The sequence below is a fragment of the Microcoleus sp. BR0-C5 genome, from assembly GCF_036705045.1.
Taxonomy (GTDB): domain Bacteria; phylum Cyanobacteriota; class Cyanobacteriia; order Cyanobacteriales; family Microcoleaceae; genus Microcoleus.
The window spans coordinates 106,501-115,745 of record NZ_JAUBTR010000016.1 but is presented as its reverse complement, the minus strand read 5'-3'; the positions used below and the strand labels follow the sequence as shown (position 1 = coordinate 115,745).

The window sequence follows — 9,245 nt, the reverse complement described above, 5'->3', positions numbered from 1 at the left end:
TATCCTGGCTCTTCGCTGTGCTTATCTCAACGGTCAACTTTCAATTTGATGTATGTGCCAAAGTGAGATGCACCCTAATTTCTCGGATAACACTCTTTAGATCGTCATCAGCAGGCCGTTTGGCAAACTGCTCATGACTGTAAATCCAAACCAGTCTAATTGTGCAAGTAGTAGCGTTCACCAAGTACATCAGTCTAATTTGCCCCGACGCCCCTTTTGCAAACCGGATTTCTAATTTATGAAATGTCCATTCTTGGGGTAACAGAGTTTTTCCCGGTAGAGGTTCATTACGAGAGTTGTTGGGGTATTGATCGTCAATTAAATCTTCCAAAGTTTTTGCAATCATGGCAACAAAGTTTTCTCTGTGAACCTTTGCAAGTTTCTTGAAAGAACGCTTGAAATTATCGGATGGTTCAATCGAGAAGGGAGTTGAGCCAGTCATGCACTTCTCCTTGGCCAATACTATTTAATGATTCCGAAGCCAACGCATCGTTTACAATTTGAGACATCGCTAGTTCGTATGCAGGACGATCGCGTTCTATGCGATCGAGCTTTTGATAGCCTAATTCCTTCATGTCATTAAGCTGAATTGGCTCCGTTGAACTTGCTTGAGGTGGTAGACCTTTACGAGCTTTCTTCCAAGGAAATTCTCCGTGAGTCATATCGCTGAGTCGATAAGCATGGTAGCCACCGAAGTATTCCCAAATTTCTTCTAAAAGTTCTTTCTTCTCAGACGGAAAATCCGACAAGGATTCTTTGGGAGGAATTGGTAATTGTTTAGCCTCAAAATCACAGTAGAATCTATAAGCAGGAGGACAAACAGGCCCATAGCGCCACGCTTGGATTTCTTCTGCAAACAATGGCTCATTGTACAGCGCCAAATGTAAGCTCTGAGCATAATATAAAAGCTTTTGAACCTTCATATTGGTCATTTCAGCTTCTATACCATCCTCATAAGCTCTGATAATGAAGTAGCTAGCAGCATTGAGACAGTCAATCATGGCTCAATCCACATCCTTAAATAAACGTTTTTTTTTTACAGATTTGCAAAATGTCAATATATAATAATTATATACGAACCCTGTAAATAGTGCAATAATATATTTAAAATGTGTAACCAAACGCACCAGAATAAATATTAAATAGAACTTCCCAAAAAATAAAAGATCGCACCCGGAAAGATCGCCCCCACTGACAAGACTAAAGCATTTCGATATAAAGCCAGAGGTTTGAAACATACATTTTCGCCCCTCTGCCTACCCCCTAAATCTCTCGCCCAAAAATCACATCACCCGTTTCCTGTCGGTATCCGCACAGTAAAAATAGACCCTTTTCCCTCTTCGCTTTCTACCAAAATTTCTCCGCCCATCATCTGACAGTAGTAGCGACTAAGTGTCAGCCCCAATCCAGCGCCGTCGTAAGGTCGCGCCGCTGAAGAGTCAGCTTGCACAAAAGCTTCAAACAATTTGTGTTGTTGTTCTTCCGACATTCCAATTCCGGTATCTTTAACCGATAAACAAATCCAATCGGAGTCTTGAACATTCGGCAGGGGACAAGCGATCGCCCCAGAAGGAATTTCATCGGCAGCCATTGAATCGTCAATCACTGATCGCCCCGCTGCATTCAATTTTCCACTTCCTGCAATGCGCTTCACAGTCACTTTCACCCTACCGTTTTTGGTGAACTTCGCAGCATTACTAAGCAGATGTATCAAAACCTGGCGCACTTTTTTGAAATCTGCGTGCATTAAGCCCACAGTTCGATCGCACTCAATCTCCAAAACATTGCCATTTTTCTCTACCAACGGTTTCGCGGCACTCGCAACATTGTCAATCAGGGATTCGATGTCAAACTCCTGGATTTCGAGTTTCATACTCCCCGCTTCAATTTTTGACAAATCAAGGATATCGTTAATCAAAGATAGCAGATGCGCGCCTGCTTTTTCAATCTTCTGCAAGTCGGGTACAAACTCATCAAATCCAGCATCTTGGGCATCTTCTGAAAGTAGTTGACTGTAGCCGATAATCGCATTTAGAGGCGTCCGCAATTCGTGGCTCATATTTGCTAAAAACTGGCTTTTAGCAGTGTTAGCGGCGACTGCGACTTCCTTAGCTTGTTCTAATTCTTTTGTATGTCCCGAAACCCGCTCGATTAAGTGATTGAGAGAGGCCGCCAGAGAGCCGATTTCGCCTTGTCCGGTGACGGGTGCTCGCAAGTCAAAATTAGACTCAGCGGCTACTTGTTGGGCCACCTGAGTAACGCTGATCATAGGTTGAGCGATCGCCCGACTCGTCCGGTAAGCCACCATTCCAGCCACCACTACCGACAGCAGCATACTAAAAATAATTATGGCTTTTTCCATGCCTTGGGCGTCTTCCATCACTTCACCGCCTTGGCCCTCTTGCTGCTGGGCAATATCGAGGATTTTGCTCAATTCCTCAAGGCTGCTGTTGAGCTGTTTTACACCTTCTCCGCTTTCGATTGCGAGCAATTTTCTAGCCGACTCTATCTCCCGAGGCGATAGTTGCGATTGCTGGATTTCCTGCAAAGTTGACTTGAGAGTATCGGCGTAGGATTCTAAATTTTTAGTGCAATCTTGCACTAAAAGCTTGAGAACTTCCGGTTTTGCTGCCAGCCAAGCGGGTTGGCTGTCGGCAAAATTTTCTATACGCAACCGCAGATTTTTGGCCTTAACAATACTCTTAACCAACTGTTCTTCTTGCTGTTTTAGCTTGACCGAATTATCTACAAAAGAATCTAGCTGTGAACCCTGCAATTGGGCAGCCAGCGCTGCATCTTTAAAATTGCCGAGCAATTGCGCTTGTAGGTGAGCATCATTGAATTGATTTAATCCTTGTCCTTGGTAGTAATCGGCAATCACCAGTCCGCTCAGCGAACCCAAAAAACCGATTCCTATTGCCAGCAAATACCCGTAGCCAATTTTTTGATGGATAGGCAAACCGCCAATTTTAGATGGCAAACTTTTGCCGATTTTTAAGGATAATTTTTCTAACAAATCATGGCTGGTTTTTTTTGTTTTCACGCTTTCTACAAAAGCCACTTTTCCAGAAATTAAAACTGGAATCTGTTTGCCTAAATTGGTATTTTTTGGGTTAACCTTTCGCGTTTTCACGTTTTTATCCGACGGGTTAAATGGTTCTAAGTCTGAATTCAATTCCCCCTGGTTTTCACAAACTGCAACCGATAAACTTGCTTCATGTCCTGTTTTTTTTAGCAAGTTAATTTTTGACATATGCAACCCCTGTATTCTGTTAAAATCTATCACGCTCTTAAGTTCTCCAAACGGAAAAGCTTGTCTATTTGACCGTAGACATCTGCGAAAAAGCATCTGAAACTCTGGTCGAGTCAGAGGAGAAACTTAAATTCGGTTGATGTCTAAGAGATAATTAGGCTGTTGAGGACTGTTGCCAAATTACTTTTTCGACTCGTAAAAGTCTGCAGCAGGCAAAAAAAATAAAACTTTATCCCCGCAGTGAATTATCCCCGCGTGGAATGTTACAGTCAGAAAATTCTCTCTGACCTGTTTTGCCTGTGAGTAGCCCAAAGCTGATATTGTCTGTTGACAATGCACCCGATTCCTTCGCTTTGGACTTTGGCTGCCAGCAATGCGACGATTGCTTGACGGTTTTTGTTGAGCATCCGACAACTTCATAGCACAGAATGTCACAAATGCGGCAGCCGATCGAACTTTTGCACCCTGGCGATCGACTTTTGGCATCGTTGCCCCGCAAAGACAAGTCTGAGGCGAAGTCTCGTTAATTGAGTATAACTGTAGCGGCTTGCGAAAAGAAACCCGGTTTCTGCGAGTCAATCGATTTTAGATTTTAGATTTTAGATTTTAGAATTGAAGCATTGACCCGACGGATAAATACGTTCGGCAAGTTTGATCGGATACAGGTTTTTTATTTCTGGGTCCTGAGTCTCCGAAGGAATGAATCACGTGGCGGGTATCCTGGATGCTTGATTGTCAATTTTTGGCAATTGCGAGTTCTGGAGTTACGGTAGTCAATTCGATCGCCAGTGCTAGCTTACCGTCTCTACCCAAAGCTTCATCGGCCAAGTGCACCATCCAGCGATTCGGCTTGGCTTGGGGTCTGGCGGCGATCACCAACGCCCAAGCTTCCCGTTCTTTGCCACGACCCAACAGCGCAGCACACACAGTCAAAGCTGTGGCCGTTGAACGGCTGATTCCACTTTGGCAGCAGATGAGCAAACTGCCTCCCTCAGACGATATTTTAAGGGCGAAATCAATAATTTTCAGTACATCCTCAAGGGTAGGCAAGATTTGATCGGGGTCGTCAACGGGGGTGTCGAGGTCGTTAAACTCCAGGCACATTCGGTTCGGGATTTGATGAAAAGTTTTGGGTTCGGGCACACCCGGACTGCCGATCGAGATCAGGTATTTAATCTCGCGTCGCGCAGGGCCCTCAACAATGTATTCGCTGGCTTCTGCTTGCGAAGCAATCAGGATTTTCGGCAGTTTTTGATCCGAGAAATCTGCAGAGACAGAGGGATCTAAATCCACTGTTTCTGCCTGAGTGCTGACATCCGCCAAGTATTGGGCAGCCAGCGCACGAACGTCAGCAAATTCGCGATTTAAAGCTGTTTCCAGAGCCAAAATAGCAGCCGTTGAGCCAATTTGACCGAGGGATTTAACAGCCTTTTGGCGCACTCCAGAAGTTTCGTCCCCCAGCAGCCGCATCAAACCTGCCACAGCTTCCTCTGTCCCAATTTCCCCCAAAGCAGCAGCAACTCTCCACCGCACATAAGATTCGCTGTCGCCAATTGCGCTCGCCAGTCCCGCGACCACCATTTTTGGCAATTTCGCATCTCCCTCTGTATTGATGTTCCCAAGGGCAACCGCCGCCCTGCCGCGCACGAAAATATCTCGATCCGAGAGCGACCCGATTATGGCCACCATAGCCACCTCGCTGCTGATTTCCCCCAAGGCAGAAACTGCACTGCCGCGCACGTCTGAGTCGTCATGGTTGAGGGCTTGCACCAATCCCGCCACAGCCGTTTCCGTGCCAATTTGTCCCAAGGCCTCGGCGGCCCTCAAAGAAACTGCATAGGAGTCGGGATCGTCGTGAAGCAATTCTACTAAGCCCGGTACTGCGTCACAATCGCCGATTTTCCCCAAAGCCGTCGCCGCCCTAGCGCGGACGATGTGATTTTCGTCTCTGAGGGCATTCAGCAGCCCGGAAACTACCTCAGAGACGCCGATTTTCCCGCAGTTGACGGCTGCCCGCCAGCGCACCTCGGAGTCTTCGTGTTTGAGGGCTTTCAGCAGCGCGGGGACTGCTGTTTTTGGGTTAATTTTGCCCAAGGCCCAAACAGCCCAGGCGCGCACCTTGGAATCTGGGTGTTTGACGGCTTTGAGCAGTGCTACGGCGGCTGGTTTCGAGTCAATTTCTCCTAAAGCCCAAGCAGCCCAAGCTTGGATTTGGGAATCTTTGGATTCGAGCGATCGGGCTAATTCAATTACTGCTGCTTCGGAGCCGATTTTCCCGATCGCCCGAATCCCCTCCAGGCGCACTGCACTTTCTTTGTGGTTCAATGCGGCCACCAACATCGGAATTGCCATATCGGAACTTGTTAGGGCCAGCAGTTGAATTTTGAGTAGGGGCGAAGTGGGGATTTTGTCGATTAATTTTATGGTGGCTATTTGAAATTCTGGCTTTACCGTTCCTGCTAGCTTTGAGCCGAGTTTTAAATTTACTTTTAGAGCTAATTTTACTGCCCGCAAAGCCAGACTTTGCTGTTCTACTTGCGGCAATATAGTAGCCAAGGTGTGCATCCCTTGTTTTTGTTTCAAATATTTTTGATGGAATTGAGCATCGCTGAGTTGGGGTAGCTGTTGGATGAGGCTTGCTGCTGAGGTCACTGATTTATCCTAATATTTTGGCGAGCGGTTGAGATTGCTCTTTTAAACTGTCTTTAAAAAAATATGGCATCTACAAAACGCTACTTCTAATCAAAAAAAGCTTGCACCACTTCTAAAATATGTCTCATTCCCCTATTTTTGCAACTCCCCAATTATTAATTATCGGGTTTGTTTGGGCGATCGGCTTGACAATGAGTAGCGCTTGCTGCTTGGCATTGCTGGGTTTTTAACTGACCTAGCTCTGCTATATCATTTATACTCACATCTTGCACCATTGTCAGCAACAGGCAAGATGCCTGTTCCACAAGAAATTTCACTCTTTGTGGAACAGGCATCTTGCCTGTTCATAAAAGCTTATTGAGAATGGTGCCACATCTTATTTTATACCAACTTGGTTTGAAATAGCGATCGGCGCGGTTGAGTGCAGCCAACCGGAAACAGCTTGATTCCCGGACAATCTCTCAACGAGCATAGGGCCCTTTTTTCAAAACCTTAGCCAAAGCGTTATCGTTATCTCGCAAACCTTCGTAAAAAAACATCACTTCTCCTTGAATGCCGCAAGAGCGGTTGTAAGCAATTACTTGCAACAACTGTTCGGGAGTTATGCTATATTTGCTGCCTCGATTCGTCAACAAAATACCGGGCGACACACACTTTACTTGCTGCCCGCTAAGCTGTCCCGAAATCATTTTATCAACCAATTGTTTGTAAGCATTAAAATCGCGGCGATAAAACTGCGGGTGAAGCAGATCCACCAAATTTTTGTCAACCCAGGCTTTAGAATCTTGCAAATATTCCGCCAGTCCCCAGTCATAAGGACTCGGCGACATCGATAGCAATAAATCAGGATTAATCGCTTTCACTTCTCGGTATAAACGAGCCACAAACTCAGTAATAATATTAGCACGCCACTGCAGCCAATGTGGCTCTTTACAATCCGATGGTGCTGCTTTACCGCACTCTTCTCGATAGCGTTTAACGGTTTTTTCGTCGTAACCGCCTTCTACCGGAAACGCAATGCGATCGTCTCCTTGAAGCCCGTCTACCGGATAATTCTTAGCAACTTCCAGCATCAACCCCAGCACAAAGTCTTGCACTTCTGGGTCAAGGGAATTCATCCAGTCAAAGTTATTTTTCTTAAGTAAATTGCCGCTGGCATCACGGGCGATCCACTCAGGTTTTTTCGCCAGCAAATGACCGCCATTGCGATTGTAAGAACTCACAAATCCGTATTCAAACCAAGGAATAACTTTGAGTCCGGCTCTATTTGCCTCAACAATTAATTCTGCCAAGGGGTCGCGACCTCCATACCGCGCGTCAATTTCCGCCCCAAATTGTTCGCACATAATTTGAGAAGGATAAGCCGTAAAACCCCCGTTCCAAACTACAGGAAAAACTGTATTAAATCCCGTATCGGCGAGAAAGTCCATTGCGTCAGCAATTCGCTGTTTTGAGGTGAGAACTTTGCAGTCAGTGCTGGGTATCCAAACGCCGCGAATTCCACCAGGATTGTCAGCCGCTAACGAACTTGGCAGCCCTGATGGATTTGGTGCAGAAAATCCAGTCGCCAAACGCAGTTGGAGCGAAGAGACCAAACTGCGAATTGCAGATTGGAAAGGTGTGAAAAATCGCATTTATTTATTCTTTTTTTTTGTAAGGTGCGGAGTACGCACGCTACGTTATTAATTTGTAGCACCCGATATTATTTATGGATAAGATGCGCCGAAGCACCGCCTATATTATTTTTGAATAAGGTGCGGAGTACGCACCCTATATTGATTGGTAGCACCCGATATTATTTATGGATAAGGTGCGCTGCGCGCACCCCAACATTGTACTATCCAGCGACAGCAGACAACTGCTGGCTCAAAGCTTCTTTCAAAAGTTCGGCCTTATCAGTTTGTTCCCAAGGCAAGTCTAAGTCAGTGCGCCCGAAGTGACCGTAAGCCGCCACATCTTGATAGAAACGGCCGCCTCTTTCAGCAGGCAAATTCTGCAAGTTAAATGCCTGAATGATTCCCGCAGGACGCAGTTCAAAATGCTCCTTCACAACTTCCAAAAGGCGATCGTCATCAACTTTCCCAGTGCCAAAAGTTTCGATCATCATGCTAACAGGCCGCGCAACGCCGATCGCATAACTCAACTGCACTTCGCACTTTTGGGCCAAACCAGCCGCTACGATATTTTTAGCGACGTAGCGACAAGCATAAGCCGCGCTGCGGTCTACCTTGGTGGGGTCTTTCCCAGAAAAAGCGCCGCCGCCGTGGCGGGAATAGCCGCCGTAGGTATCCACAATAATTTTGCGGCCCGTCAAACCCGAATCTCCTTGAGGCCCGCCGACGACAAATTTGCCGGTGGGGTTGACAAGGAAGCGAGTTTCTGCATCCGGCTTCACGTTAATATCGGCAAACACAGGTTGGACGACTGCAGCCCAAAGGTCTTCTTTGATTTTGGCTTGAACTGCGGCTGTTTCTGTGATGTCGCCGATCGTTTCGGTGTGCTGGGTAGAAATTAAAATCGTATCTATGCCAACAGGTTTGCCGTCCTCGTAAATCACCGTAACTTGGCTTTTGCCGTCGGGACGCAGGTAAGATAACTGACCGGTTTTGCGGACTGCTGCCAGTTGACGGCAAATCCGGTGCGCTAAACTAATCGGCAGAGGCATCAATTCCGGCGTTTCGTTGCAAGCAAAGCCGAACATCAAGCCTTGGTCGCCGGCTCCAATGGCGTCTAATTCCTCTTCACTCGATTGTTCCCGGCTTTCGTGGGCTGTATTCACCCCTTGAGCAATATCGGGAGACTGAGAATCAAGAGCTACCAACACTGAGCAACTATTGGCAGAAAACCCGTTGTCAGCGTGGATGTAGCCAATATCGGCTATTTTTTTCCGGGCTAATTCTATGTAATTTACCTGAGCTTTAGTGGTAATTTCGCCCGTCAGCAGCATTAAGCCGGTGTTGACGACGACTTCGGCTGCGACGCGGCTTTTGGGGTCTTCAGTCAGTAAGGCATCTAAAATCGTATCTGAAATTTGATCGCAGATTTTATCGGGATGGCCTTCAGTGACCGATTCAGAGGTAAACAGGTAGCGGCGTGACAATGATTATTTCTCCTTAGATAGGGGCTCTTCCTGCGCGACCTCGACGACCGACGAGTTATTTTTCCGGTAAAGACCAAGAATGATCGCGTCTGGGCTACCGTCGAATTTTTGTCGATCTGCAGAGCCGTGTTGAAGCAGCATTTGATATTGGGTAAAGTGACACTACTATAGCAAAGTCAGTTCCGGCAAGTCCCTAAAAACTTAGATTTTGTAGGATTGTCGATCGATCTTGGACACCGA

At 46.5% G+C, this 9,245-nt stretch carries 8 protein-coding genes; all 8 read right to left on the bottom strand.

Going from position 1 to position 9,245, the window contains the following annotated elements; all coding sequences use genetic code 11:
• Window positions 1-40 precede the first annotated feature (40 nt).
• The gene (locus tag QUB08_RS10690) at window positions 41-346 is read right to left on the bottom strand and encodes a hypothetical protein (protein WP_333224717.1); all 306 of its coding nucleotides are present in this window, start codon (window positions 344-346) and stop codon (window positions 41-43) included.
• Between the two features lie 67 nt (window positions 347-413).
• The gene (locus tag QUB08_RS10685) at window positions 414-1,001 is read right to left on the bottom strand and encodes a type II toxin-antitoxin system antitoxin SocA domain-containing protein (RefSeq protein WP_333224716.1); all 588 of its coding nucleotides are present in this window, start codon (window positions 999-1,001) and stop codon (window positions 414-416) included.
• 287 nt (window positions 1,002-1,288) lie between these two features.
• A complete protein-coding gene (locus QUB08_RS10680) occupies window positions 1,289-3,253 on the bottom strand; it encodes a HAMP domain-containing sensor histidine kinase (RefSeq protein WP_333224715.1) in 1,965 nt (654 codons plus the stop codon).
• A gap of 180 nt (window positions 3,254-3,433) precedes the next feature.
• Complete coding sequence (locus tag QUB08_RS10675) at window positions 3,434-3,832, bottom strand: hypothetical protein (protein WP_333224714.1); 399 nt, start codon at window positions 3,830-3,832, stop codon at window positions 3,434-3,436.
• Window positions 3,833-3,988: 156 nt separating this feature from the next.
• Window positions 3,989-5,905: a HEAT repeat domain-containing protein gene (locus QUB08_RS10670; RefSeq protein ID WP_333224713.1), complete on the bottom strand. Its 1,917-nt coding sequence runs from the start codon at window positions 5,903-5,905 to the stop codon at window positions 3,989-3,991.
• Between the two features lie 155 nt (window positions 5,906-6,060).
• Window positions 6,061-6,240, bottom strand: a complete 180-nt coding sequence (locus QUB08_RS10665; RefSeq protein ID WP_333224712.1) for a hypothetical protein — start codon at window positions 6,238-6,240, stop codon at window positions 6,061-6,063.
• Window positions 6,241-6,366: 126 nt separating this feature from the next.
• Window positions 6,367-7,539 carry a family 10 glycosylhydrolase gene (locus QUB08_RS10660; protein WP_333224711.1) on the bottom strand — a complete coding sequence of 391 codons (1,173 nt, stop codon included), beginning with the start codon at window positions 7,537-7,539 and terminating at the stop codon, window positions 6,367-6,369.
• 203 nt (window positions 7,540-7,742) lie between these two features.
• Window positions 7,743-9,005, bottom strand: coding sequence for a methionine adenosyltransferase (gene metK, locus QUB08_RS10655; RefSeq protein WP_333224710.1), 1,263 nt, complete (start codon window positions 9,003-9,005; stop codon window positions 7,743-7,745).
• Window positions 9,006-9,245 lie beyond the last annotated feature (240 nt).